Here is a 24,494-nt window from a genome sequence, read left to right as displayed (position 1 = left end):
CCCATGTCCATCGGTCACACCCTGCTCGGCATCCTGGAGTCGGGCCCCCGTCATGGTTACGACCTCAAGCGCGCCTTCGACGAGAAGTTCGGGCACGACCGGCCGTTGCACTACGGGCAGGTCTACTCGACCATGTCCCGGCTGCTGAAGAACGGCCTCGTCGAGGTCGACGGCATCGAGGCCGGCGGCGGCCCCGAGCGCAAGCGGTACGCGATCACCGATGCCGGGATCAGCGATGTCGAGCAGTGGCTCGCGCAGCCCGAGAAGCCCGAGCCGTACCTCCAGTCGACGCTCTACACCAAGGTCGTGCTGGCCCTGCTCACCGGCCGGAGCGCCGCCGACCTGCTGGATGTGCAGCGTGCGGAACATCTGCGGCTGATGCGCATCCTCACCGACCGCAAGCGCCGCGGCGATCTCGCCGACCAGCTGATCTGCGACCACGCTCTCTTCCACCTCGAAGCCGACCTGCGCTGGCTGGAACTGACGGCGGCCCGGCTCGGCCAACTCGCCACGGAGGTGGGCGCGTGACCCCCGCCGGTTCCCTGCTGTACGCCACCGACCTGCACAAGGCGTACGGCCCGACCCCGGCGCTCGATGGTGCGGCCTTCTCCATCCACGCCGGTGAGATCGTCGCCGTGATGGGTCCGTCCGGCTCCGGCAAGTCGACGCTGCTGCACTGTCTCGCGGGCATCGTCCGCCCCGACACCGGCTCCATCACCTACGGCGGACGCGCGTTGTCGGCGATGACGGACGCCGAACGCAGCGCGCTGCGCCGCAGCGATTTCGGCTTCGTCTTCCAGTTCGGGCAGTTGGTCCCCGAGCTGACCTGCACGGAGAACGTCGCCCTGCCGCTGCGGCTGAACGGCACGAAGCGCAAACAGGCCGAGCGCAGGGCCCTGGAGTGGATGGAGCGCCTGGAGGTCGCCGACCTCGGGCACAAGCGGCCCGGCGAGGTGTCCGGCGGGCAGGGCCAGCGGGTCGCCGTGGCGCGCTCGCTGGTGACCGACCCCCGGGTGCTCTTCGCTGACGAACCGACCGGCGCACTCGACTCGCTCAACGGCGAGCGGGTCCTGGAGCTCTTCACCCAGGCGGCCCGCTCCACCAACGCCGCCGTCGTCCTGGTCACCCATGAGGCACGCGTCGCCGCCTACTCCGACCGCGAGGTCGTCGTACGCGACGGCAGGTCACGGGACCTGGAGCACATCGGATGAGCTGGCCGCAGGACCTCACGATGGGGGCGAAGTTCGCGGTGAGCGGCGGGCGTGAGGGCTGGCTGCGCACCCTGCTGACGGCCGTCGGCGTGGGCCTGGGGGTGACGCTGCTGCTGATCACCACCGCGATCCCCAGCGCGCTCGCCGCCCGGGACGCCCGGACGAACAACCGCAACGACTTCGGCACCACCATGGTCGGCAAGGCCGCCGCCGACACCCTGCTGCTCGGCCGGTCCGACACCACCTTCCGTGGCCAGGACGTCCGTGGCCGGCTGCTGCACGCCGAAGGACCGAAGGCCCCGGTTCCCGCCGGTATCAAGGCGCTCCCCCGGGACGGCGAGATGCTGGTCTCCCCGGCCCTGGCCCGCCTGATCTCGTCGGACGCCGGGAAGCTGCTCCGTGAGCGGCTCCCGTACCGGGTCGGCGGCACCATCGGCGACGCCGGCCTGATCGGCCCGCACGAGCTGGCCTACTACGCCGGAGACGACCACCTCTCCCAGGGGGACGGCGAGGACGTACGCCGGATCAGGGCGTTCTCCGACGCACCGTCGCAGACGCCCATGGACCCGGTGCTCGCGCTGCTGGTCGTCATCATCTTCGTCGTGCTGCTGATGCCGGTGGCCGTCTTCATCGCCGCCGCCGTCCGCTTCGGCAGCGAGCGGCGGGACCGCCGGCTCGCCGCGCTGCGGCTGGTCGGTACGGACTCCCGGATGACCCGCCGTATCGCAGCGGGCGAAGCTCTCGCGGGGGCGCTGCTCGGGGTGGTGTTCGGCGCCGGGTTCTTCCTGCTCGCCCGGAGCTTCGTCGGCGATATCGACGTGGCCGGGGTCAACCTCTTCCCCTCGGACCTGAACCCGAGCGGGTGGCTGGCCGCGCTGGTCGTGGTCGCGGTCCCTGCCGCAGCCGTGGCGGTGACCCTGTTCGCGCTGCGCGGTGTGGTCATCGAACCGCTCGGCGTGGTCCGCACCTCGACCCCGCGGCGCCGTCGCCTCTGGTGGCGGGTGCTGCCGCCGGTCGCCGGGCTCGGACTGCTCTACCCGATGATGGGCCAGGGCCTCTACGGCGGGGGCTTCAACCAGGCCGCAGTCATCAGCGGGACCGTCCTGCTGCTCATCGGCGTGACGATGCTGCTGCCCTGGCTGGTGGAATCCGTGGTCAACCGCCTCGGCGGCGGCTCCACCGCATGGCAACTGGCCGTCCGCGGGCTCCAGATGAGCAGCGGCACCGCTGCCCGGCTGGTCAACGGCATCGCGGTCGCGGTGGCCGGTGCCATCGCCCTGCAGATGCTGTTCACCGGCATCGACGGCGACTACACCCAGCGCACCGGCGCCGACACCTCGCGCGCCCAGGTGACCGTTCAGGCCCCGCACTCGGGCAGCGCGGTGACGTCCGCACTGCGCCGCACCGACGGCGTCGGCAAGGCGCTCTCCCTCGACAAGGTGACCGTCAGCGCGGGCAAGTCCGCGGAGGACTCCGTCAGTGCCGGTGCCTTCATCGATGCCGATGTCGGGGACTGTGCGGCGCTGCGTGAACTCGCCACGATCACGTCCTGTGCGGACGGCGACGCCTTCGTCGTGGAGGGCGGCTGGAACCAGAACGTCTACCGCATCGCCAAGCCGGGCCATCGTCTCTGGCTCAGCTCCCCGCTCGGGGACGACACGTCCCGTCCGCTGGCCTGGGCCCTGCCGGCCGACACCCGCACCGCGGAGGTACGGACCGACCCGACGGGCAACCCCGGCGAGGGCGGCATCTTCATCACCCCCGGCGCGCTGCCGACCGCCAAGGTTCCCGCGATGACGACGATGATCTACGTCAGCCTCGACCCGAACGTGCCGGACGCGGTGGACCGGGTCCGCAACACCGTGGCGCGGACCAGCCCGCTCTTCGAGGTGGACGCGCTCCAGGAGGTACGGGTGGACAACCGCTTCGGCAGTGTCCGGCGCGGCCTCTACATCGGTGCCGCCGCCGTGCTGCTGCTGATCGGCGCGAGCCTGCTGGTCTCCGTCCTCGAGCAACTGCGCGACCGCGCGAAGCTGCTGGCGGCGCTGACCGCCTTCGGAACCCGCCGCTCCACGATGAGCTGGTCGGTCCTGTGGCAGACCGCGATACCGGTCGCACTCGGCCTGGCACTGGCCACGGCGGTGGGGCTCGGTATGGGCTCGATCCTGCTCCGGATGGTCGGCCACTCGGTGTCCTTCGACTGGATGGCGGTCGCCATGATGACCGGAATCGGGGCGGGGGTGGTCCTGCTGGTCACCCTGCTGAGCCTGCCGCCACTGTGGCGCCTGATGCGGCCGGAGGGACTGCGCACGGAGTGATTCCGGGGGCTCCGCCCCCGGACCCCCGCTCCTCAAACGCCGGAGAGGCTTGATTTTGGCTTGCGTCAGCCCCTCCGGCGGGACACCGTTACGCCGGCCACACCGGCAGGCACCGCACCGCCTCCCGCAACGCCGCCCCGAACGCGGCGAACTCCCCCTGCCGCGCCGCCCCCGCCCGCATCGCCAGCGCGATCCTCCGCGTCGGCACGGGCTCGGCGAAGCAGGCCGTCGCCAACTGCTCGTTGCGGGCCGTCTCCACCCGCACCGCCGTCCGCGGCAGCAGTGTCACCCCGAGGCCGCCCGCCACCAGCTGTACCAGGGTGGAGAGCCCGGCGGCCGTCGTCGTCACGGGCGTGCCGCCCGGGCGGCCCGCCTCGCGGCAGATGTCCAGTGTCTGGTCCCGCAGGCAGTGGCCCTCGTCGAGCAGCAGCAGATCCAGCTCACGCAGCGCGTCACGCGAAACGTCCGTGCGTCTCGCCAGCCAGTGGTCGTGCGGTGTGACGAGCACGAACTCCTCGTCGAAGATGGGCAGTTCGGTGACCCCCGGGACACCGAGAGGCACCGCGAGCAGCAGCAGATCGAGCCGCCCGCCGGTCAGCCCCTCGACCAGCGAGGATGTCTGCTCCTCGTGCACCTGGATGTCCAGATCGGGGTACTCCCGGTGGACGAGGCGGAGCACGGTCGGCAGCAGGTACGGCGCCACGGTCGGGATAACGCCGAGTCTGAGCACCCCGGTGAAGGGCGCACGTACCGCCTCGGCCTCCTCCATCAGTTCGCCGACCGCGTCCAGCACCATTCTGGCTCGGCCCGCGAGGCGTTCTCCGGCGGCCGACAGCAGCACCTTGCGGGTGGTCCGCTCCACCAGCTGCACGCCGAGGGTCTCCTCGAGCGCCGACACCGCACCGGACAGCGCGGGCTGGCTCATGCCGATCGCGGCGGCCGCGTCCCTGAAGTGCAGATGCTCCGCCACGGCCGCGAAGGCGCGCAGCTGCGCGAGGCTGGGCTGTTTACCCCTGGCTGCGGTCGCCACTGATAGGCACCTCCGATCACGTCCAGAAAGCCTAGCTATTTCCGCGATCAATGGAACGTGTGTCAATCTGTAACACGTCCAACCCTCAGGAACGCCCCAAAAGGGATTTCCTAAGCTGCAAGGAGAGTACGTGCTCACTGTCGGTGACAAGTTCCCCGAGTTCGACCTGACTGCTTGTGTCTCGCTGGAGAGCGGCAAGGAGTTCGAGCAGATCAACCACAAGACCTACGAGGGCCAGTGGAAGATCGTCTTCGCGTGGCCCAAGGACTTCACCTTCGTGTGCCCCACCGAGATCGCCGCCTTCGGCAAGCTGAACGAGGAGTTCGCCGACCGGGACGCACAGGTTCTCGGCTTCTCCGGTGACTCCGAGTTCGTGCACCACGCCTGGCGCAAGGACCACCCGGACCTCACCGACCTGCCCTTCCCGATGATGGCCGACCCGAAGCACGAGCTCATGCGTGACCTCGGCATCGAGGGCGAGGACGGCTACGCCAAGCGCGCCGTCTTCATCGTGGATCAGAACAACGAGATCCAGTTCACCATGGTGACCGCCGGTTCCGTGGGCCGTAACCCCAAGGAGGTCCTGCGGGTTCTCGACGCCCTGCAGACCGACGAACTGTGCCCGTGCAACTGGACCAAGGGCGAGAACACCCTGGACCCGGTCGCGCTCCTCTCGGGCGAGTGAGCTGATTTCCTGATGTCACTCGACGAACTGAAGTCCGCCGTCCCGGACTACGCCAAGGACCTGAAGCTGAACCTCGGTTCGGTGATCGGCAACAGCGATCTGCCGAAGCAGCAGCTGTGGGGCACCGTCCTCGCCTGCGCCATTGCCTCGCGTTCGCCGAAGGTACTGCGCGAGCTGGAGCCCGAGGCCAAGGCCAACCTCTCCTCCGAGGCGTACACCGCGGCCAAGTCCGCCGCGGCCGTCATGGCGATGAACAACGTCTTCTACCGGACCAGGCACCTGCTGTCGGACCCCGAGTACGGCACGCTGCGCGCGGGCCTGCGGATGAACGTCATCGGCAACCCGGGTGTGGAGAAGACCGACTTCGAGCTCTGGTCGCTCGCCGTCTCCGCCATCAACGGCTGCGGCCAGTGCCTCGACTCGCACGAGCAGGTGCTCCGCAAGGCCGGCGTGGACCGCGAGACGATCCAGGAGGCGTTCAAGATCGCCTCCGTCCTGCAGGCGGTCGGCGTCACGCTCGACTCCGAGGCCGTACTGGCCGAGTAGCCGTAACGCGGCAACGGGCCCCGGCACCATGGTCGCCATGGTGCCGGGGCCCGTTGCTCACCCGCTGCGCGCCGACCGCCGTCACTCACCCGGCGGTGGGTCGCCCGCTCCCGCATCGGCGTCACGTGCCTGCGGCACGGGCTGGACCGGCGCTCCGTCCCCCGCGGCCGCGCCGTGCGGCGCGGGGGGCGCCGACCGCATCGCCAGCTCCCTGCTGTACGCACGCAGGTAGCCGACCACCGTATTGGTCACCGCCACCAGCGGTACGGCCACCACCGCGCCGCCGATGCCCGCCACCATGCCACCCGCCGCCACCGACAGCACGACGGCCAGCGGATGGACCCGGACCGCGCGGCCCAGGATGAAGGGCTGCAGTACGTGGCCCTCGATCTGCTGGACGGCGAGTACCACGATGAGCACCATCAGCGCGGTGAAGACGCCCTGGGTGACCAGCGCGACGACCACCGCGAGCGCTCCGGAGACCACCGCGCCCACCAACGGGATGAACGCGAAGAGAAAGATGAAGACCGCCAGCGGCACCGCCATCGGGACGTCCAGGAAGAAGATTCCGAGCCCGATGAAGATCGCGTCGATCATGGCCACCAGCACCGTGCCGCGCACATAGGCGGTCAGCGTTCGCCACGCGCGCGGACCCGCACCCGCGACGCCCGGGCGGGCCTGGGCGGGAACCAGCTTCAGCACCCACTGCCAGATGCGCGCTCCGTCGTACAGCAGGAAGAGCGTCGAGAACATCGCGAGCAGTATGCCGGTGAGGATTTCGACCATCACCGTGACGCCCTGCAGTCCGGCCGAAGTGATCTCGTTCGTGTTGGTGCCGATGGTGTCGCTCAGGTTCTTGGCGATGTCGTTGATCTGCTTGTCCGTCACATGGAACGGGCTGTTCAGCAGCCAGCGCTTCAGCTCCTGGATACCGTCCTGGACGCGGCTGGAGAGGGTGTCCAGATTCTCCATCACCTGCCAGACCACGAACCAGCCGACCAGGCCCATCACGACGAATCCGAGCACGGCGGTGAGCGCGGTGGCGAGGCCGCGCGGCAGCCCGGCTCTCCGGAGCCGGGCGACCGTCGGCTGGAGCAGCGCGGTGACCAGCAGGGCGGCGGCGAAGGCCAGCACGACGAGCTGGATGGCGCTGATGATCCGCATCAACACCCAGAGCGTTCCCGCCAGTACGAGCAGCCGCCAGCCGGCCTCGGCGGCGACCCGCATCCCCCAGGGGACGGCGGCGACCGGGTCGGGACGGGCGGCGACCGCAGGGGCGTAGTCCGGCGGCGGCGGCACCTGTCCCGGGGCGGTCGGGTGGCCGTCGGTCGCATCGCCTGCGCCGGCCTCCGCGGCGTGCGGGTGCCCGGGGTGGTCCGAGTCGTCGGAGAGCGACCTGCGCTCCTCCAACCGCTCGCCCCATTGGGTGAGTTCCGCGCCCACTTTCTCGAGCCAGTCCGGCAGCTTCGACATTCTGGTCCCTCTTCCCCCGCCCGCTCACTTCACTCGGAGCCCGACGGTACATGCACGGAGCCCCCCGCCGTAGGGACGGCGAGGGGCTCCGCGAAGTTGAGCGCCGGACGTGCTCGGCAGCTCCTAGTACCAGCTGTTGGCCTGCCAGAACGACCAGGCTCCACAGGGGCTGTGGTAGCGGCTGTTCATGTAGTTCAGGCCCCATTTGATCTGGGTGGCAGGGTTGCTCCGCCAGTCGGCGCCGGCGGACGCCATCTTGGTACCGGGCAGGGCCTGCACGAGGCCGTAGGCGCCGGAGCCCGCGTTCACGGCCTGGTAGTCCCAGCCGGACTCGTGGCCCACGATGTTGCTGAAGCACTGGAACTGGTCCGAGGGCATCATCGCCCGTGCCATGGCCTGGACCTGAGCAATGGTGTAGGAGCTCTGCGTCGAGAAGCTGGAGGCGTCCCGCACGGAGGAACGGCTGGCCTGCACCTGCTCGTCGTGCAGCTTCTTCGCCTTGGCCACTGCCGCGTCGGCAGCGTCCTTCTTGCTCTTGGCGTCCTTGGCGGCCTGGATGCGGGCCGACTCCTCCGCGGACTTCTTCGCCGCTGCGTCGGCCTGCACCGCCTGGGTGTCGGCCTGCTCCGTCAGCGACGCGACCTGGGCCTGCTGGCCGTCAGGGATGTCTGCGAGGGTCGTCGTGTCCGCGGCGGAGGCTGCATCGATGTTGTCGCCTGCGGGCACTGTGCTGCCCGATGCGACGCCGACAACTGCTCCTACGGTGGTGACCGCGGTGGCAGACGCCACTGCGAATCCCCGGACCGAAATCCGGCTCACACGGTTTCCTTCCAGCAGCGACCGCTCGTGACCTCGCGGACGCAATCGTGCCCCTGGCACGGGCCTCCCAACTTCTGGTCACGGGAGGCGCTGACCCGGTGGGCAACTCCCTTGCGGAAGTGCTGCGTGGTGCTCGGGTGGCATACGGCGGCAAGTGTTGAGTTGTGTGGTGCTGCACCCTTACGGATGCACGTGTGCCGCATGCGGGGCCTGACGGAAGCAAGACTCTGCCCGACCGAGTCGGCACAAGGCAAACTTCGACGGAGTGGGATAGCTCACACCCCGTTTGGCGCAACAGATTTCTGGAGAACCCTGCGCAGCACAGAGCCGCCCGGCTAGGCTCCTGCGCCTTGCCGGGCGGCTCCCACCGTCAATACGGTGTCAGATCTGTCCATCCTCCAGCATTTCGGTCACCAGTGCGGCGATCTGCGAACGCTCGGACCGGCTGAGAGTGACATGCGCGAAGAGCGGATGCCCCTTCAGCTTCTCCACGACGGCGACCACTCCGTCATACCGCCCGACCCGCAGGTTGTCGCGCTGCGCGACGTCGTGGGTCAGCACCACCCGGGAGTTGGAGCCGATCCGGGACAACACCGTCAGCAGGACGTTCCGTTCCAGCGACTGCGCCTCGTCCACGATGACGAAGGCATCGTGCAGCGAGCGCCCCCGGATATGGGTGAGCGGCAGGACCTCCAGCATTCCCCGGCCGACCACTTCCTCGATCACGTCCCGGGTGGTCACCGAGGAGAGCGTGTCGAAGACCGCCTGCGCCCAGGGGCCCATCTTCTCGGCCTCCGAGCCCGGCAGGTAGCCCAGCTCCTGTCCGCCGACCGCATACAGCGGCCGGAAGACCATGACCTTCTGGTGCTGCCTGCGCTCCAGCACGGCCTCCAGGCCGGCGCACAGCGCCAGTGCCGACTTTCCGGTGCCCGCCCTGCCTCCCATCGAGATGATGCCGATGTCCGGGTCGAGCAGCAGATCGAGCGCGACGCGCTGCTCGGCGCTGCGGCCGTGCAGCCCGAAGGCCTCCCGGTCGCCGCGTACGAGCCGCACGTTGCCCTGCGCGGTGACCCGGCCGAGCGCTTTGCCGCGCTCCGACTGGAGCACCAGGCCGGTGTGCACGGGCAGATCGGCCGCTTCCGGGACGTACAGGGCGTCTTCGCTGAACAGCAGATCCACCTGGTCGGGCGAAAGCGTCAGTTCGCTCATCCCGGTGTAGCCGGAGTCCGTGATCGCCAGCTCGGCGCGGTACTCCTCGGCGAGCAGCCCCACCGACGAGGCCTTGATGCGCAGCGGCAGGTCCTTGGAGACGACGGTGACGTCGAACCCCTCGGCCTGGAGATTGCGCGCGACCGCGAGAATCCGTGAGTCGTTGTCCCCCAACCGGTAGCCCGCCGGAAGCACGCTGGGATCGGAGTGGTTCAGCTCGACGCGCAGGGTCCCGCCCAGCTCGCCCATGGGAAGCGGGGCGTCGAGGCGTCCGTACTTCACCCGGAAGTCGTCGAGCAGACGCAGGGCCTGCCGGGCGAAGTATCCGAGCTCCGGATGGTGCCTCTTGGCCTCGAGTTCCGTGACCACGACGATCGGAAGCACCACCTCGTGCTCCTCGAACCGGGCCATGGCGTTCGGGTCGGCCAGCAGGACGCTGGTGTCGAGAACGTAAGTGCGCCTGTCGGGCATGCGGCGCTTTGTGCTGGTCACCACGGAAGGACGTACCCCCTCGGATGCATGAAGTCGGGGAGCGACGGCGTCGCGGGCTGCTGGGACCGGGGCCTGCCTCCACACGGAGGCCGGGTCCCGGCCCTCCGCCTCGCCCGTGCTCAGCGCACGGTCGTCCTGGTGCAAAGGGCCTCCCGGGTGAGTGGACTCGTGCCGCTCACTGAGATACGACATCCGTGGACCGGACATCGACCTGGAAGGGGTATTCCCTCGTTGACGGGTTGCCATGCCACCACCGGCCCGTCCGGGTGGGTGGGTACCCCCGCTCGGGCTCAGGCCCCGTAGCGCCGGTGTCGCGCAGCGTAATCACGGAGGGCTCGCAGAAAGTCGACCTTGCGGAATGCCGGCCAGAACACTTCGCAGAAGTAGTACTCGGAGTGCGCGCTCTGCCACAGCATGAAACCGGAAAGCCGCTGCTCGCCACTTGTGCGGATCACCAGATCGGGATCCGGCTGCCCCCGCGTATAGAGGTGCTCGGAGATCCGCTCCACATCGACGATCTCCGCAAGCTCCTCGAAGGACGTGCCCTTCTTGGCATGCTCGTGGAGCAGCGAACGCACCGCATCCGCGATCTCCTGGCGGCCGCCGTACCCCACGGCGACATTCACCAGTATTCCGGTGGTGTCCGATGTGGCCTCTTCGGCCTCTTTCAGTACGGACCGGGTGCGATCGGGCAGCAGATCGGGCGTGCCCACATGGTGGACCCGCCAGCGGCCGTCCGCCGCGAGATTGCGGACCGTGTCCTCGATGATTCCCAGCAGCGGAACCAGTTCGTCGTCGGGGCGGTCGAAATTGTCCGTGGAGAGCATCCAGAGGGTGACGACCTCGACGTCGGTCTCGGCGCACCAGCCGAGGAACTCGGAGATCTTGTCGGCCCCGGCCCGGTGTCCCTGCGCCGCCGTGCCGCCGGACGCCTTCGCCCAGCGGCGGTTGCCGTCCAGGATGACGCCGATGTGCTTGGGGACCTGGTCGTGGTCCAGGCGGCCTTCCACCCGGCGTGCGTAGAGCCCGTACACCAGGTCGCGCAAGTTCACTGGGTCCAACCCTCCGTGCAATAGCATTCACCCGAGTCGCCACAGTACTGCGCACGGGGCACGACAGCCCAACCCGGTCTGTCACAAGTACGTGATAAGCAAGGGGCTGTGACTGATTCTCTTCGTTATAACGCAGCAGACGACCGGTACGACTCCATGGAGTACCGGCGCAGCGGCCGAAGCGGGCTGAAACTCCCCGCCATCTCCCTCGGCCTGTGGCACAACTTCGGCGACGACCGCACGCTGGACTCGCAGCGCGAGATCCTGCGCCGCGCCTTCGACATCGGTGTGACCCACTTCGACCTGGCAAACAACTACGGACCGCCGGCCGGTTCCGCAGAGCTGAATTTCGGCAAAATCTTCGCGCAGGATTTCGCGCCGTACCGAGATGAACTGCTCATCTCCACCAAGGCCGGTTATCTGATGCATCCGGGTCCTTACGGTGAGTGGGGATCCCGCAAGTACCTGCTGTCCTCGCTGGACGCCTCGCTGTCGCGGATGGGTCTGGATTACGTCGATATCTTCTACTCGCACCGCTTCGACCCGGAGACTCCTCTCGAGGAGACCATGGGAGCGCTCGCATCGGCCGTACAGCAGGGCAAGGCGCTGTATGTCGGTGTCTCCTCCTACACCAGCGAGCAGACCGCGCAGGCGGCCCGCATCCTGAAGCAGATGGGTGTTCCCGCCCTGATCCACCAGCCCTCGTACTCGATGATCAACCGCTGGACGGAGGACGACGAGCTGCTGGACACCCTGGAGACGGCCGGTATGGGCTGCATCTCCTTCGTGCCGCTCGCCCAGGGCCTGCTCACCGGCAAGTATCTGCAGGGCATCCCGGCGGGTTCGCGTGCCACCCAGGGCAAGTCCCTCGACCCGGACCTGCTGTCCGACGAGGTGGTACGCCGGCTCAACGGGCTCAACGAGATCGCCGGGCGGCGCAGGCAGTCCCTCGCCCAGCTGGCGCTCAACTGGGTGCTGCGCGATCCCCGTATGACGTCCGCGCTCATCGGCGCCTCCAGCGTGAAGCAGCTGAACGAGAACGTGGCGGCGCTGGCCGCTCCGCCGCTCACCGCGGAGGAGCTGAAGGAGATCGACTCCTTCGCCGTGGACACCGCGGGCACCAACATCTGGGCCGGGCGCGGCTGACGTAGGCCGCCGACGGGCACAGAAAACGGGCCGGTCCGTGGGGGGGATACGGACCGGCCCGAGGGGGGGTTTCCACCATAACCCTTCATAAGTCGTGCCGGGTGCCACGACGTGCCGAACTTGTGCTCCGCGCTTATGCTCCGAATCCGCCGAGCAGCACACCGGTGAGCGCGCCGGCCGCCATGAACGGCCCGAACGGCATCGCCGTCTTACGGCCCGCCCGGCCGCGCAGCATCAGGCCGACGCCGTACACCCCGCCGTAGAGAAACCCGGCGAACGCGCCGAGCAGCAGGACTCCCCAGCCGTACCACCCAAGGGCTATCCCCAGCCCGGCGGCCAGTTTGACGTCGCCGAAGCCCATGCCGTTCGGGTTGATGAGGAAGAGCACGAAGTAGCCGCCGCCGAGGGCGAGACCGCCGAGCAGAGCCGTCGGCCAGGACCCCTTGGCGCCCGGTATCAGCGCGGCGACGCCCAGCAGCACGGCGGTCGCCGCGGCGATCGGCAGCGTCAGCACATCCGGCAGCCGCTGCACCGCCCGGTCGACCGTCCCCAGCAGCACGAGGGCCGGCGCCAGCAGCATCCACACCCCCAGCTCGGGCACCGGCCCCGCGGCGGCGGCGAGCGCGGCGGTGAGGGCGGCGGTGAGGAGCGCGACGGCCGGTGTGCTCGGCCCGTACCAGCCGTCGTCGGCCCGGGCCGGCCCGAACCAGCCACTGATGGGGGCGCCCGTCGGGGACGCGCCGTGCCAGGGGGTTTCGGGCGGTACGGAGAGCCGGTAGGCGGGGCGGGGGATGAGGATGCCGATGACCGCGCCCAGACAGGCGGCGAGGACGATCAGCAGGACGGCGGGCACGGGGAGAGTCTAGGCCGGACGGGCAGGGCGCTACTCCGGCTTGCGGGCCTCGATCAGGAAGCGCGTCGTGGTGGCGACGAAGGGCCCGCCAGCTCTTCGAAGGTGCGGGGCGCGTGCCGGTGCGGGGTGCTGGACATGAGAGCGATTGTGGCAGGCACGCACCGGGTGCTGCCAGGCGTTTTGCCGTCAGGGCCGGTCGGCGGAGATCGCCGAGACGGAGGGGTGGGCGGGAAAGTAGCCGTCCAGGCCGGCTCTCCGCAGGATCTCCAGATGCAACGGGTGGGTGCAGACCAGATCGATGGACCCGTCGCCGTCGAGCGCCCGGCGGCGGGCACGGCAGAGCAGCCGCAGCGCGGAGCAGTCGATGAACGTCGCAGGGCTGAGATCGACGATCAGCCGGGCCCCTCGCTGCGCGGTCGCCGCGTCGGTGTGGGCCTGGATCTCCTGGACCGATGCGAGATCGACCTCGCCCCGGAACTCGACCACGGTGAAACCGTCCACGCGGTAGGTCCGGGCACTGGGGCCGGGGCGCGTCAGGAGCCCGTTCAGTACCTGAACGTCCATGGCAGAAACCCCCCAAGTCGGCACCCCCGGTCGGTGAGTCACTCCTCCACCTTAGAAACGTTTCAGGTGCAGAAACGTGCATGCTTGCCGGGTTTCACCTGAGCGAGTGAAGCAGCGTCGCAAAGCCACGGTTCGGCCAGGAAGTTGGTAATGCAGCCCGCGGTGTGGACGGGCGAACGGCTACCTCCTGCCGAGCTCCGGCGCTCCCCACACCGGGAACCAGCGGCTCAGGTCCGGTTCGATCCGCAGGTCGTCCGTGAGCAGCGCCCTGGTCTGGAGCTCGAGGGCGTTGTCGCGCTTCTCGGCCGCCCCGGGAAGCGGGGCGAAGGGGTAGAAGGTGCCTCGTTTGTACAGGTAGACCAGAAACAGCGCGCGCTCCCCCGCCGCGTCCTGGAACCCGGTCACCGAGCAGAGCAGCTGCGGGCCGAAGCCGCCGTCCTCGAGCAGAGTGTTGACCGCGTGCAGGTCGTTGACCAGCGAGGACACGTCGTCGGCCGGGTGACGGGCGAGGAGCCAGGTGTAGCCGTAAGCGTCCTCGCTGAACCCGACGGGTGTGCCGCCGCGGCCGGTATCGGAGTCCAGCAGCTCCCGTACGTCCTGCTGCAGCTGGGCGAAGGCGCCGCCCTCGACACTGGCGAAGCACACCGAGCCGGCGCCGGTCGGAGCGAAACCGGCGCCCGCCTGGAGGGTGATCGCGGCGGCGGGCAGTCCGAAGAGCTGGTCGAGGTCCGGGCGTACCGGCTTGCTGCGGCCGAGGATGGTGTCCAGGAGTCCCACGGAAATACCTCAGTTCAGGGGCGGCCGGGAGTTCACGGGCGGCCGGGAGTTCACGGGCGGCGGGGAGTTCACGGGCGGCCGAGCTGCGCCGAGATCCTGCCGAGCTGGTCCAGGCGCTGCTCCAGCGTCGGGTGCGAGGAGAGCAGCCTGCTCAGGCTCTCCTTGGAGGAGAAGGCGGGCGCGAACCAGAACGCGTTGTACGGCTCCGCCTTCCGCAGATCCTCGGTGGGGATCCTCGCCATCTGACCGGTCACCTTGGTGAGCGCGGAGGCGAGCGCCGACGGCCTGCCGGTGAGCAGCGCGGCCGCACGGTCGGCGGACAGCTCCCGGTACCGGGAGAGCAGCCGGGTCAACAGGAAACTGATCGCGTAGACGACGGCGCTGACCAGCGGTATCACCAGCATGGCGAGGGCGGTGTTGGTGTCTCTGCCGCCCGCCCGGGTGAGTCCGCCCCAGAGCCCGATACGGGTCATGACCCCGGCGAGCACGCCCAGGAACGACGCGATGGTCATCACCACGACATCGCGATGGGCGACATGCGACAGCTCGTGCGCGAGTACGCCCTCCAGCTCCTCCGGTTCCAGTCGGCGGAGCAGACCGGTGGTGGCGCAGACCAGGGCCGTGCGCTCGTTGCGTCCGGTGGCGAAGGCGTTCGGCACGTCGCTGTCGGCGATCGCCACCCGCGGCTTCGGCATGTCGGCGAGGGCGCAGATGCGGTCGACCGCGCCGTGCAGTTCGGGCGCCTGTGCCGGAGTGACCTCGCGGGCGCCCATGCTGTAGGCGGCGATCCGGTCGCTGAACCAGAACTGCGCGATGAACAGACAGCCCGCGATCACCACGATGAACGGCCACGCGCCGCGCACGACGGCCAGCAGGACACCGACGAACACCACATAGAGCAGACCGATCAGGAACATCGTCGTCACCATCCGCGTGGTGAGTCCCTGGTCGGGAACGTACCGGGAACGAGACCGTGACCCTGGCATCTGGTTTCGCCTCCCGGACTCCGTCGCCCTGCGCAGGCTCCACCGGCCTGCGCCCTTCTTTGCGCCCTTCTTTCAGTGTGCTCCTGTCCTGCCGTGTCCGGACCTGGTACGGGACAGACCGATTTGCAATGTGCCCGTACTTGAGTTCCCTTCGAAAGGGGGTTTCGAAAGCGGAGTGCGGCCCTGGTTTCTGTCCTCTCCGATTACCCGACTAGGGGTGAACCACTGTGGTGTTCACTGACCGCGCCGACGCGGGACGCCGTCTCGCGGCAGCGCTTCGGCATCTGAAGGCGGAGCAGCCCGTCGTACTGGGCCTGCCGCGTGGTGGAGTCCCGGTGGCTTCCGAGGTGGCGCGGGCGCTCGGCGCCCCGCTCGATGTGATCGTCGTTCGCAAGCTCGGTGTGCCCCACCATCGTGAGCTGGCGTTCGGCGCGATCGGAGAGGGCGGGGTGCGAGTGATCAACGAGGACGTCGTCCGCCACGCCCGGCTCGACCGGGACGTCATCGAACCCGTCGCGACGGCCGAGGAGGCGAAGCTCGATCAGCAGGCCCGGCGGTTCCGCGAGGGCCGGCCCCGGTTGCCGCTGGAGGGTCGGACGGCGGTCGTGGTGGATGACGGGATCGCCACCGGTGCCACCGCGTCGGCGGCCTGCCAGGTGGTGCGCGCCCAGGGCGCGGCACGCGTGGTGCTGGCCGTTCCGGTGGCGCCGCCCGAGGCGGCGGACCGGCTGCACGCCGGAGCGGACGACCTGGTGTGTGTCTCGTCGCCCATCGGCTTCTCCTCCGTCGGGGAGTGGTATGAGGACTTCTCCCAGACCTCCGACGAGGAGGTCGTCTCCCTCCTGGCGGAGGCCACGGACGCCCCCGCGTCCGGCGGCCCCGCTCCGAGCACCGAGGTCGAGGTGGACGCGGGCGGGATCCCGCTCGGCGGGGACCTCACTCTGCCGGAGGGCGCCCGGGCGATCGTGATGTTCGCCCACGGCTCCGGCAGCAGCCGCCACAGTCCGCGCAACCGTCAGGTGGCAACGGCGCTGAACGAGGCGGGCCTGGGCACCCTGCTCTTCGACCTGCTCACGCCGGACGAGGAAACGGACCGGGCCAATGTCTTCGACATCACGGCCCTGTCCCGGCGGCTGGCCGACGCCACCCACTGGCTGCGCGGCCGCGCATCCCTCCCGATCGGCTATTTCGGGGCCAGCACCGGCGCCGCGGCCGCCCTGCGGGCCGCCGCATCCGCCAATACGGACGTCGCCGCAGTGGTGTCCCGCGGCGGCCGCCCCGACCTGGCCGGGGATGCGCTGTCCGATGTACGGGCGCCGACGCTGCTCATCGTGGGCGGCGCCGATTCGACGGTGCTCGACCTCAACCGCCGGGCCCAGGCGCAGTTGCACTGCGAGAACGGTCTGGAGGTCGTCCCGGGAGCCACCCACCTCTTCGAGGAACCGGGGGCGCTGGAGGACGTCGCCGACCTCGCACGTTCCTGGTTCACCAGCCACCTGCTTGCGCCGGCCGGACAGTGAAACGCAGCGCCCGTGCGGTGGGGCCCCCGGGTCGCAGCCCTGGGGACCCGCACCGCACGGGTGTGGTCAGCCGAGTACCGGATCTCCCGCCGGATCCCCCGCCGGACGGCCCACCGAAGCGCTGCCGACCGCCGAGCGCTTGGTGGCCGCCGAAACGACAGCGAGCACGACGCAGTTGGCCACCAGCGCCACCATGCCGGTGTTGAGATCCTGCATGGGTTGAGGCAGCCACGGTGCCACGTCACCGAGGCCGTCCCCGCTGAGCGAGAACGCCGCGACCACGGCGACCCCGGCGGCCATACCGGCGGCCGCCCCGGGAACGGTGGCCCAGCGGCGGCGCCCGAGGCTGAGGATCAGGGCCGGGAACAGCTGGGTGACCAGGGCGTAGCCCATCAGCAGCAGGGACACGATGGTGCTTCCGCCGTTGAACGCGAAGAACAGCGCGATCAGTGCCAGCACCGGCACGAGCGACTTGGCCAGCCGCTGCACCTGGGCATCCGAACTGGCGGGCCGGGCCACCCGGTAGACGTTCTTGGCCAGACAGGTCGCCGAGGTCATCAGCAGCAGGGAGCCGGGCACGAGTGCGGTGAGCACGCCGGCCCCGCCGATGATGCCGACGAACCAGGACGGGAACGCCTTCGTACTGATCGTCAGCAGCGACAGGTCGCCGTTGCTCAGGCCGGGCACCACCAGCACTGCGGCGAATCCCGCGAACAGCACGAACAGCAGCACCAGTTGGTACAGGGGCAGGAAGATCGCGTTACGCCGGAAGACCCGCTCGTCCTGCGCGCTGTAGGCGGCGGAGAAGCTGTGCGGCCACATGTAGAACCCGAGCGCCGACAGCAGCACGGTGGAGACGAACCATGCCGGGCTCATCCCGGCGGACTGCAGGGTGAGGAAGCCCGGCTTGGCAGCGTCCACGGCGTGGAACATCGAGCCGATGCTGCCGAAGTAGTGCACCGGGAGGTAGATGCCGAGGATGACGACGATGGCGAGGATCAGCCCGTCCTTGAGGACGCTGGTCCAGGCCGAGCCGTGGATCCCCGACACGGTCACGTACACGGCCAGGACGAGCGCGCCGATCACGACGGCCGCGTGCTGGCCGATGTGCCCCGAGGAGGCGACCGAGACGATGACGCCGAGCCCTTGGAGCTGCAGCACGAGGTAGGGGACCATCGCGATCACGCCGACCAGCGCGACGACCACACCCAGGGCGGGGCTGCGGTACTTGGCCACGAAGAAGTCCGACTGCGACAGCAGGTTGTGCTGCTTGGCGTAGGACCAGATCACCGGGAGCAGCCAGTAGGAGATGACGTACGCCAGCGAGGCGTAACACAGGATGTAGAAGGCGGGTCCGCCCTTGCCGTAGGCCCATCCTGACGCGCCGAGGAAGGTGAACGTCGTGTAGATCTCTCCGGCCATGAGCAGGAACACGAAGACCGAGCCGAAGCCCCGGCCGCCGACCGACCACTGCTCCAGGTCCATGGTTTTGCCCCGCCTGGAACGGACGCCCACGCACAGCGCGAGGAGAACGAAGGCGAGGATGACGATCAGCGCGATCACGACCGGGCCTCCTTGTGCTGCGCTTCCTTGTTATGGGGGTCCAGCCGGTAGATCACGGCGAGGGTCACCGAGACCAGCACCACCCACAGCGCCACCCAGAACAGCAGGAACGGCATGCCCAGGACGTACGGTGTACTGCGATTGGCGATGAAGACACCGCCCAACATGCCGACGAACGGCACTGCGCCGAGCAGACCAAGACGCTTCACTTTCACTGCGGACTCCCAGGACGGTACAGACGGGAATTGTTTTCGCATCGTGGAATTGTTTTTCCGATGCAAGGATGAGGCCGCCCCGAAAGAGGAGTCAATGGATCCGCACATTTTGGACAGGCTTTTTATCTGGATCGGGTCCAGGCCCGGACGCCACATGCCCGACTTCGACACACTTCGGCCACAACCGAAACCCCCCGTTTGCACGTCTCCCCTCCGTGGGGAATACAGCCAACGGGGGGAACCGTGTTACGTATTCACTTCACCGACGCCGACCTCGCGCAGGTGCGGGTGGCCAGGGGCCCGGACCCGTGCTGGGAGACCGTACTGGGGTTGCAGCAGCTGACCTGCCCGTCGCATCCGACGGTGTACGCGCCCTGGCGGCGCAGGACCAGGGCCGAGCTCGCCGACCGGCAGTTGTGCGCCGCCGCGGCCCGGCTGACCACGCTCGCACCGGCCCGGTCGGTGTACTTTCCGGACTTCCTGACGCCGGCCGAGTCCGCCGAGGGACTGGGTGCCGCACTCGGCGCCCTGCGCTCCACACCCGCCACCCGGCTGTACGCCGAACTGGCCGCACTGCACCGGCTCGCACCGCGGCCGAACCGGGGCGACGGCTGGATGCGCTCGTCCGCGTGCGCCGGTCCGCGGCAGCTCGACGAACTGGCCGACATCATCCGGGCGCTGCACGCGGCCGTGATCGAACCGGACTGGACGCGTGTCGCCTGCGGGGTGGACACCGACCGGGCGGTGAAGGCGCGGGCGCTGCGCGACGGCGGGGTGCACGGGCTGCTCGGTTCGCTGCGGCCGATGGCCTGCTGGCGGCCCCCGGTGCTCCATGTGAACTACCCGGTGGACCGGGATCTGCATCTGCGGGGACGCGGCCTGCATCTCATTCCCTCGTACTTCTGCTGGCGCACGGCGGTGGCGCCGGCCGATCCCGACCTGCCGCCGGTTCTCGTCTATCCGGTCCCGCACGACAGCGGTCCGGCGCCCCGCCCGCCGGCGCTGTCCGCGCTGCTGGGGCGGACCCGCGCCCGGGTGCTCGCCGCCCTGGAGTCGGCGATCAGCAACAGCGAACTCGCCTCCTGCCTGGAGCTGTCGGCGGCGTCCGTGAGCGAACACACCAAGGCTCTGCGCGAGGCCCGGCTGGCCGACCGGCGCCGGGAAAACGGCTACGTCGTGCACACCCTGACCCCACTGGGCGCGGCGTTGCTGCATGGGGAGCTGCCGGCCGGGGAGCGGTGAGACCGAGAGGCGCCCGGTGCATTGCTACCTCAATTGCCACCCTCGTCACAGCAGCCTTCCACGGAGTCCGGTCCGGGCGACGGCCCCGCACAGAAGGTCAGCGTGTCCATGCCGGCGGGTGACATCGCCGCTGTCAAGGCACGCGCCGGCGCTCGGGGCTTCTCTGCGTATGTGAAGCAGAAATCTTCCGCGAAGCCGAGGCCATGGCCGCCGGTGAGCAACGCACGGATACGGAAACCGGGGAGACCGGGACATGGCACGAGCGCGAAGCCGGTTGAGCAACGGTGTCCTGTTACTCGATTGCCAGGGCCTGTCGCGGTTCATCGAGAACGACCCCCGGGTGGTCAGCCTCGTCCGCGCCGCGCAGGCGAAGGACACACTGGTCGCGGTCAGCAACCTGACGCTCATCGAGGCGTGGCACAGCAAGGTCCAGATGGCCCGCTTCCGCTGGCACGTCGCGCGGTTGGAGGTCTTGCCGGTCACCGAAGCGATCGTCGCAGCGACCGCACTCGACTACGCGGGGCCGCGCATCGTCGTCACCTCGGACACGGATGGCATGAACAAGCTCTGTGGCGACCGGGTGCGCGCGGTGGGCGTCTGACAGCAGCGCCAACCGGATTCCCGGTGCGAGTTACGAGGCCGCGCCGGCCCCGGGCCGCTCGCCGCGCGGGAACGAGATCTCGACCCGCCGGTTCTTGGTGCGGCCCTCCTCGGTGTCGTTCGACGCGATCGGGTAGTCCTCGCTGTACCCACGGATGTCGAAGGTGACATCGGAGCTGAGCGACTTCGCCAGCTCCTGCTGTACGGCGTCGGCCCGGCGCTTGGAAAGCACCTTGCCGTGCTCGTACGAGCCGAGGTTGTCGGTGAAGCCGAAAACCCGCACCTTGGTGGCGTGCTGGGCCACCGCCTCGTCGGCGATCGCCTTGATACGGGACCTGGCCTCGGGGTTGAGCTTCGGGCTGTCCTTGGCGAACAGCACCTCGGCCTGGAGCGCGAAGGTCACGTCCGCGTTGGTGTCCTCGCGGCGCTCCTCCCCGCCGAGGTCCTCGACCACGGACTTGATGTCGAGCACGTGCGAGGGCGCGAGCGTGGCCCCGTCACCGAGCCTGAGCCCCGGGGCGGCCGGGTCGATCGTGGGCGGCGGGGACGAGGTCGTACTGTCCGGGGGCGCGCTGGGGGCGGTCCCGTCGGCGTGCGCCGCGGTGACGGACATACCGGTGAGCAGCAGCGTCACCGCGACGGCGGCCGCGGAGCGGCGGGGTCGTTTCATGGGCCGGTCACTGCCCCTCGGAGATGTCGATGGTGGCGGGGGGCATGTCCCCCACCTGGAACTCGACGGAGGTGGTGGAGGCGGGCGGGGCGGGGAACTGGGCGTAAAAGGCCTTGGCCTCGCCCGCGTCGAAACCGCCTGTGAACCGCGTGCACAGGCAACGCCCCTGTGTGTCACGGAGGACCAGGTACTTCTTCTTACCTCCGGTGTCGACCAGGGAAGCTCCCGCCATCGAGGCCGAGTTTCCTGCCAACTCCTGTTCGTCTCCAGCCCATTCCGCGGGGTTCCAGAACTTGCCGCTTCCGTTCGTCACCATGCCACTGACGGTAATGAACCCTCCGGTGTCACGCATGGCCGATGTGACAGTGAGCGTGACATCATCGCCCCCTTTCACTTCGGCCAGCACCTTGTCGGAAGCCGGAGCTGAGGGCTCCCGCGACTTGTCCCCGCCTGCCGATGTTTTGGCGGAGGGTGCGGACGCACTCGGTTTGGCATTGCCACCGCCATCTCCGCCACAGCCCGCCACCGTCATGCTCAAACCCGCAATCATGACTACAGCCGTCAGTGCGCTGCGGGCCTTCTGGGTGTGCCGCATCCTCTTCCGCAAGTCATCCTCACTCGGCCAGGTGAACGGCGAACAGATCTTTCGCCTTGGGCAGCTCGATGTCGTCGAGTTTCTTCGGATCGATCGTCCAATGTCGTCCGCCGTCACAGTCGAACTCGATCACCTTTCGCGATGCGTCGGACGGGGCGACAGAGCAGCGCGGTTCAATCATGGCGACGGCATGAGCCTTGGCGTGCCTTCCCGACGTCACGGGGAGGATCGACTTCCCTACCGTGAAGCGCGTGGTGATGCGCGCCTCGAATGCGGGATAGCCCTTGACGGTGGTGGGAGTGATTCCGTCCAGGGTGGAGTCATTGTCACCGGCCAGCTGAGCTGCAGCAGCTCCTCCGGTCCCAGGTACGCTCCGGTCACCCACGAGCCAGTCGACCCAATCACCCCCCTGGCCAAGGGAATTGATAAATCCATCGGTCATCTCGTCACGCACATCCTGGGCCGCTGCCAACGCGGAGGCGTCCGCTGCGGACTGCGCGCCATTACGGGCCGCTGCGGCCTGTGCGAAGGCGAAATAGGCGAAAGCCATGAAGAGCAGTCCGGCAACTGCGACCACGTAGATGAGTATCGTCTGTCCTCTGTCGCCCCGAGGAGAGATCGACTTCAGCCGCCGGTGATCGACTTCACGGCGGAGCCAATAGCAGTGGAGATGATCCCCTGCAGCCCCAACCCCCGTACCGCCACCACAATCAGCGCCACGATGACCAGCAGCCCCCCGTACTCCACGATGCTCGCGCCGCTGTCCGCGTGCCGCTTCCGCATGCGCTTCACGACGGTGTCGCGCCACGAGGTGAGCGCGAGATGCGCCGCGGCCGTGCTGTTTCTCGCCATGGTGTGACCCTTCGGGAAGGTAAGGCTCCGCCTCTGGGGCAGGGCGCCGTATGGAATGGTTCATGCCTGTCGCGACGAGACGCGCCATCTCCGCCTCCCGCGAAACCGGCCCCGAGTCATGCCTTTGGGAAGAGCGTGACAGGTCGGATTCCGGCTGCGAATCGGTCGGTGGAATATGGCTGGATCTGGCTGGATGTCTTTCGTCCGTCACTGTCGGCTCACCTCCGTCAATTTCCGAAGATGGAGCCGAAGTCGGTGGTGGAGCCGAGGAACATGTTCGTCACGATCAGGATCAGCGTCGCCGGGACCATGGTGATCAGGGTGACGACCGTGGCCTGCGGGATGGCCTTGGCCGCGCGGCGGCGGGAGTTCTGGGCGTCGGTGCGGCGCATGTCGTTGGCGATCTGGATGAGCGTGTCGGCGATCGGCGCCCCGAGTTCCTCGCCCTGCTGGAGCGCGCTGACGAACTGCGACACCTGTTCCGACTCGTTGCGCCTGCGCAGCTCGTCGAAGGCTTGCCGGCGACTCACTCCCATGTCCATCTGGCGCAGGGTGATGCGCAGTTCGTCCGCCCAGGGGCCTTCGTACTTCTCGGCCACGCGCTCCAGGGCCTGCCGGAAGCCGAGTCCGGCGCTGACCACGACGGCGAGCACGTCGAGGAAGTCCGGCAGCGTCCGTTCGATGACGTCCTTGCGCTTGCGGATGGCCTGCCAGATGGTGGCGTCGGCGGCGAACGCGCCGTAGGCGAAAGCGAACACGGCGAAGATCAGGCTGCCGTTGGTGAGCAGGGCGAATCCGGCCAGGCCGCCGAAGATCCCGTAAACGGCACGGCGGGCCGCGTAACGGTCGATGGTCAGGCCGCCCGGGTTGCCCGCCATGTCGATGCGGCGGCGCTTCTTCTCCACGGAGGCGTGGCCCATGGCCCTGAGTACGGCGGGCGCGAAACGCATGCCGGCCCGGTCGACCGCCGACTCCACGCCGCCCACCCGGGTGGAGCCGACCTCGAGGGCGACAGCGAGGTCGCTGGGGATCTTGGCCTCGCTGCGGTACATCCGGATGCCCTGGAAGATTCCGGCCACGGCCGCGCCGAGCGCGAGGGCGAGCAGCAGACCCACCATGTCGTCCCGTCCCCTCCCCTCAGACTTCGATCTTGCCGAGCCGGCGCATGCCGATGAATCCGACGGCGTACAGACCGAGAGCGACGATCACCGCTGCCTGGCCGAGCGGATGTCCGGTCATCCGGGCGAGGGAGCCGGAGTCCATGGAGTTCAGCATGATCATCGCGCCCAGGCCGAGCAGCGGGAGCGTGTACGCGGTGGCGTTGACCTCGGAGAGCATGGTGATGACCTCGCGACGGGTCTCCTTGCGTTCCTCCAGGGTCTCGGTGAGGTTCCGCAGGCTGCCCACGACGGTGCCGCCCGCCCGGTTGGAGAGGACCAGGGTGGTGACCAGCACGACCAGCTCGCGGGACGGGAGCCGGTCGGCCAGTTCGCCGAGCGTCTCGTCGATGGACCTGCCCAGTGCCAACTGGCTCGTCACCGTGGCCAGTTCCTCGCCCGCCGGCGCTTCGAGTTCCTCGGCGGCCATGGACAGTGCGGTACGCAGGGCGAGCCCGGCCGCCGTGGCGTTGGCCAGGATCCGGGACAGCTCGGGGAGCTGGCCGATGAAGGCCTCGATGCGCTTCTGACGCTGCCAGTTGAGGAAGGTGTTGCCCGCCCACAGGGCGAAGAGTCCGGCGACCGGGCCGAAGAACGGGGCGAGAGCCGCCGAGGCGATGAGCCAGAGGGCGGCGACACCCCCGGCCACATACACGGCGAACTCGCCCGCGGTGAGATCGAGGCCGGTGGCAGCCAGACGTTGCTGGATCCGTTTGCCGAGCGCGGTGCGGCGGATGCGGCGGTCCACCGCGGTGAAGCGGCGGGTACGCAGACCGGCAGGCCGCCCGCCGGTGGACGTCAGCCGGTCGACCAGGGCCTCGCGCTGGGCCCGGCCGGCGGCGTACACATGGATTCCGGCCACCGCCAGTACGCCGCAGAGCAGCGTGCCGCCGATGGCCAGCAGAGCGGAATTGTTCAT

Annotated in this window: 26 protein-coding genes; 9 read left to right on the top strand and 17 right to left on the bottom strand. The window is 69.1% G+C overall.

Annotated features, from left to right (window positions below):
- The first annotated feature begins 3 nt into the window (after positions 1-3).
- Genes AB0436_RS15835 through AB0436_RS15825 form a run of 3 tightly spaced genes read left to right on the top strand, consistent with a single transcriptional unit; the run spans position 4 to position 3,529 of the window.
- Positions 4-528, top strand: coding sequence for a PadR family transcriptional regulator (locus AB0436_RS15835; RefSeq protein ID WP_366468439.1), 525 nt, complete (start codon positions 4-6; stop codon positions 526-528).
- Positions 525-1,211 (top strand): ABC transporter ATP-binding protein, encoded by a 687-nt coding sequence (locus tag AB0436_RS15830; RefSeq protein WP_366468438.1) that lies wholly within the window; start codon positions 525-527, stop codon positions 1,209-1,211. Before AB0436_RS15835 ends, AB0436_RS15830 begins: the two co-directional genes overlap by 4 nt.
- On the top strand, positions 1,208-3,529 hold the full coding sequence (locus AB0436_RS15825; protein ID WP_366468437.1) for an FtsX-like permease family protein: 2,322 nt from the start codon (positions 1,208-1,210) through the stop codon (positions 3,527-3,529). The genes AB0436_RS15830 and AB0436_RS15825 overlap by 4 nt, the downstream gene beginning before the upstream one ends.
- 88 nt (positions 3,530-3,617) lie before the next feature.
- Here AB0436_RS15825 and AB0436_RS15820 read toward each other — a convergent pair whose 3' ends face one another.
- The gene (locus tag AB0436_RS15820) at positions 3,618-4,559 is read right to left on the bottom strand and encodes a LysR substrate-binding domain-containing protein (RefSeq protein WP_366468436.1); all 942 of its coding nucleotides are present in this window, start codon (positions 4,557-4,559) and stop codon (positions 3,618-3,620) included.
- A 130-nt stretch (positions 4,560-4,689) separates the two neighbouring features.
- Between AB0436_RS15820 and AB0436_RS15815 the strand changes: the two genes are divergently transcribed.
- A complete protein-coding gene (locus AB0436_RS15815; protein ID WP_365851499.1) occupies positions 4,690-5,244 on the top strand; it encodes a peroxiredoxin in 555 nt (184 codons plus the stop codon).
- 12 nt (positions 5,245-5,256) lie between these two features.
- Entirely contained in the window at positions 5,257-5,790 is a 534-nt protein-coding gene (locus AB0436_RS15810; protein WP_366468435.1) for an alkyl hydroperoxide reductase, read from the top strand.
- 81 nt (positions 5,791-5,871) lie between these two features.
- On the opposite strand, the gene AB0436_RS15805 is transcribed toward AB0436_RS15810, so the two are convergent.
- The 4 genes from AB0436_RS15805 to AB0436_RS15790 all read right to left on the bottom strand — a co-directional run bounded on the left by AB0436_RS15805 (position 5,872) and on the right by AB0436_RS15790 (position 10,835).
- On the bottom strand, positions 5,872-7,263 hold the full coding sequence (locus tag AB0436_RS15805; protein ID WP_366468434.1) for an AI-2E family transporter: 1,392 nt from the start codon (positions 7,261-7,263) through the stop codon (positions 5,872-5,874).
- A 123-nt stretch (positions 7,264-7,386) separates the two neighbouring features.
- Positions 7,387-8,082: a transglycosylase SLT domain-containing protein gene (locus tag AB0436_RS15800; RefSeq protein ID WP_366468433.1), complete on the bottom strand. Its 696-nt coding sequence runs from the start codon at positions 8,080-8,082 to the stop codon at positions 7,387-7,389.
- A 381-nt stretch (positions 8,083-8,463) separates the two neighbouring features.
- Complete coding sequence (locus tag AB0436_RS15795) at positions 8,464-9,786, bottom strand: PhoH family protein (protein WP_366468432.1); 1,323 nt, start codon at positions 9,784-9,786, stop codon at positions 8,464-8,466.
- Positions 9,787-10,073: 287 nt separating this feature from the next.
- Positions 10,074-10,835, bottom strand: a complete 762-nt coding sequence (locus AB0436_RS15790; protein ID WP_366468431.1) for an isoprenyl transferase — start codon at positions 10,833-10,835, stop codon at positions 10,074-10,076.
- A 108-nt stretch (positions 10,836-10,943) separates the two neighbouring features.
- Here AB0436_RS15790 and mgrA point away from each other — a divergent pair, with 108 nt between their 5' ends.
- Positions 10,944-11,981: an L-glyceraldehyde 3-phosphate reductase gene (gene mgrA / locus AB0436_RS15785; protein ID WP_366468430.1), complete on the top strand. Its 1,038-nt coding sequence runs from the start codon at positions 10,944-10,946 to the stop codon at positions 11,979-11,981.
- 133 nt (positions 11,982-12,114) lie between these two features.
- Here the strand turns inward: mgrA and AB0436_RS15780 are convergent, their stop codons facing one another.
- The 4 genes from AB0436_RS15780 to htpX form a co-directional block, all read right to left on the bottom strand.
- Entirely contained in the window at positions 12,115-12,834 is a 720-nt protein-coding gene (locus tag AB0436_RS15780; RefSeq protein ID WP_366468429.1) for an A24 family peptidase, read from the bottom strand.
- A gap of 186 nt (positions 12,835-13,020) precedes the next feature.
- Positions 13,021-13,398 carry an STAS domain-containing protein gene (locus AB0436_RS15775; protein ID WP_366468428.1) on the bottom strand — a complete coding sequence of 126 codons (378 nt, stop codon included), beginning with the start codon at positions 13,396-13,398 and terminating at the stop codon, positions 13,021-13,023.
- Positions 13,399-13,578: 180 nt separating this feature from the next.
- Positions 13,579-14,175 carry a hypothetical protein gene (locus AB0436_RS15770; RefSeq protein ID WP_366468426.1) on the bottom strand — a complete coding sequence of 199 codons (597 nt, stop codon included), beginning with the start codon at positions 14,173-14,175 and terminating at the stop codon, positions 13,579-13,581.
- Between the two features lie 68 nt (positions 14,176-14,243).
- Positions 14,244-15,161, bottom strand: a complete 918-nt coding sequence (gene htpX / locus AB0436_RS15765) for a zinc metalloprotease HtpX (RefSeq protein WP_366468424.1) — start codon at positions 15,159-15,161, stop codon at positions 14,244-14,246.
- Positions 15,162-15,388: 227 nt separating this feature from the next.
- On the opposite strand from htpX, the gene AB0436_RS15760 reads away from it, so the two are divergent.
- Positions 15,389-16,681: a phosphoribosyltransferase gene (locus AB0436_RS15760; protein WP_366468423.1), complete on the top strand. Its 1,293-nt coding sequence runs from the start codon at positions 15,389-15,391 to the stop codon at positions 16,679-16,681.
- A gap of 66 nt (positions 16,682-16,747) precedes the next feature.
- On the opposite strand, the gene AB0436_RS15755 is transcribed toward AB0436_RS15760, so the two are convergent.
- Positions 16,748-18,244, bottom strand: coding sequence for a sodium:solute symporter (locus AB0436_RS15755; RefSeq protein ID WP_366468422.1), 1,497 nt, complete (start codon positions 18,242-18,244; stop codon positions 16,748-16,750).
- A complete protein-coding gene (locus AB0436_RS15750; RefSeq protein WP_366468421.1) occupies positions 18,241-18,453 on the bottom strand; it encodes a DUF3311 domain-containing protein in 213 nt (70 codons plus the stop codon). Before AB0436_RS15750 ends, AB0436_RS15755 begins: the two co-directional genes overlap by 4 nt.
- Before the next feature lie 249 nt (positions 18,454-18,702).
- Between AB0436_RS15750 and AB0436_RS15745 the strand changes: the two genes are divergently transcribed.
- Both AB0436_RS15745 and AB0436_RS15740 read left to right on the top strand, forming a co-directional pair.
- On the top strand, positions 18,703-19,701 hold the full coding sequence (locus AB0436_RS15745; RefSeq protein WP_366468420.1) for a winged helix-turn-helix domain-containing protein: 999 nt from the start codon (positions 18,703-18,705) through the stop codon (positions 19,699-19,701).
- Between the two features lie 253 nt (positions 19,702-19,954).
- Positions 19,955-20,302, top strand: coding sequence for a DNA-binding protein (locus AB0436_RS15740; protein WP_366468419.1), 348 nt, complete (start codon positions 19,955-19,957; stop codon positions 20,300-20,302).
- Between the two features lie 30 nt (positions 20,303-20,332).
- Here the strand turns inward: AB0436_RS15740 and AB0436_RS15735 are convergent, their stop codons facing one another.
- From AB0436_RS15735 to AB0436_RS15710, 6 genes are all read right to left on the bottom strand, one after another.
- Entirely contained in the window at positions 20,333-20,971 is a 639-nt protein-coding gene (locus AB0436_RS15735; RefSeq protein ID WP_366468418.1) for an OmpA family protein, read from the bottom strand.
- 7 nt (positions 20,972-20,978) lie between these two features.
- A complete protein-coding gene (locus AB0436_RS15730; RefSeq protein WP_366468417.1) occupies positions 20,979-21,287 on the bottom strand; it encodes a hypothetical protein in 309 nt (102 codons plus the stop codon).
- A 298-nt stretch (positions 21,288-21,585) separates the two neighbouring features.
- Positions 21,586-22,155, bottom strand: a complete 570-nt coding sequence (locus tag AB0436_RS15725) for a hypothetical protein (RefSeq protein WP_366468723.1) — start codon at positions 22,153-22,155, stop codon at positions 21,586-21,588.
- Between the two features lie 35 nt (positions 22,156-22,190).
- Positions 22,191-22,418, bottom strand: coding sequence for a hypothetical protein (locus AB0436_RS15720; protein WP_366468416.1), 228 nt, complete (start codon positions 22,416-22,418; stop codon positions 22,191-22,193).
- A 227-nt stretch (positions 22,419-22,645) separates the two neighbouring features.
- A complete protein-coding gene (locus AB0436_RS15715) occupies positions 22,646-23,536 on the bottom strand; it encodes a DUF5936 domain-containing protein (RefSeq protein ID WP_366468415.1) in 891 nt (296 codons plus the stop codon).
- Between the two features lie 19 nt (positions 23,537-23,555).
- The gene (locus tag AB0436_RS15710; RefSeq protein ID WP_366468414.1) at positions 23,556-24,494 is read right to left on the bottom strand and encodes a type II secretion system F family protein; all 939 of its coding nucleotides are present in this window, start codon (positions 24,492-24,494) and stop codon (positions 23,556-23,558) included.

The sequence above is a fragment of the Streptomyces sp. NPDC051322 genome (genome assembly GCF_040689485.1).
Lineage (GTDB): Bacteria > Actinomycetota > Actinomycetes > Streptomycetales > Streptomycetaceae > Streptomyces.
Note: the sequence above shows the minus strand (reverse complement) of the source record. Positions and strands in the feature narration are given on the sequence as shown.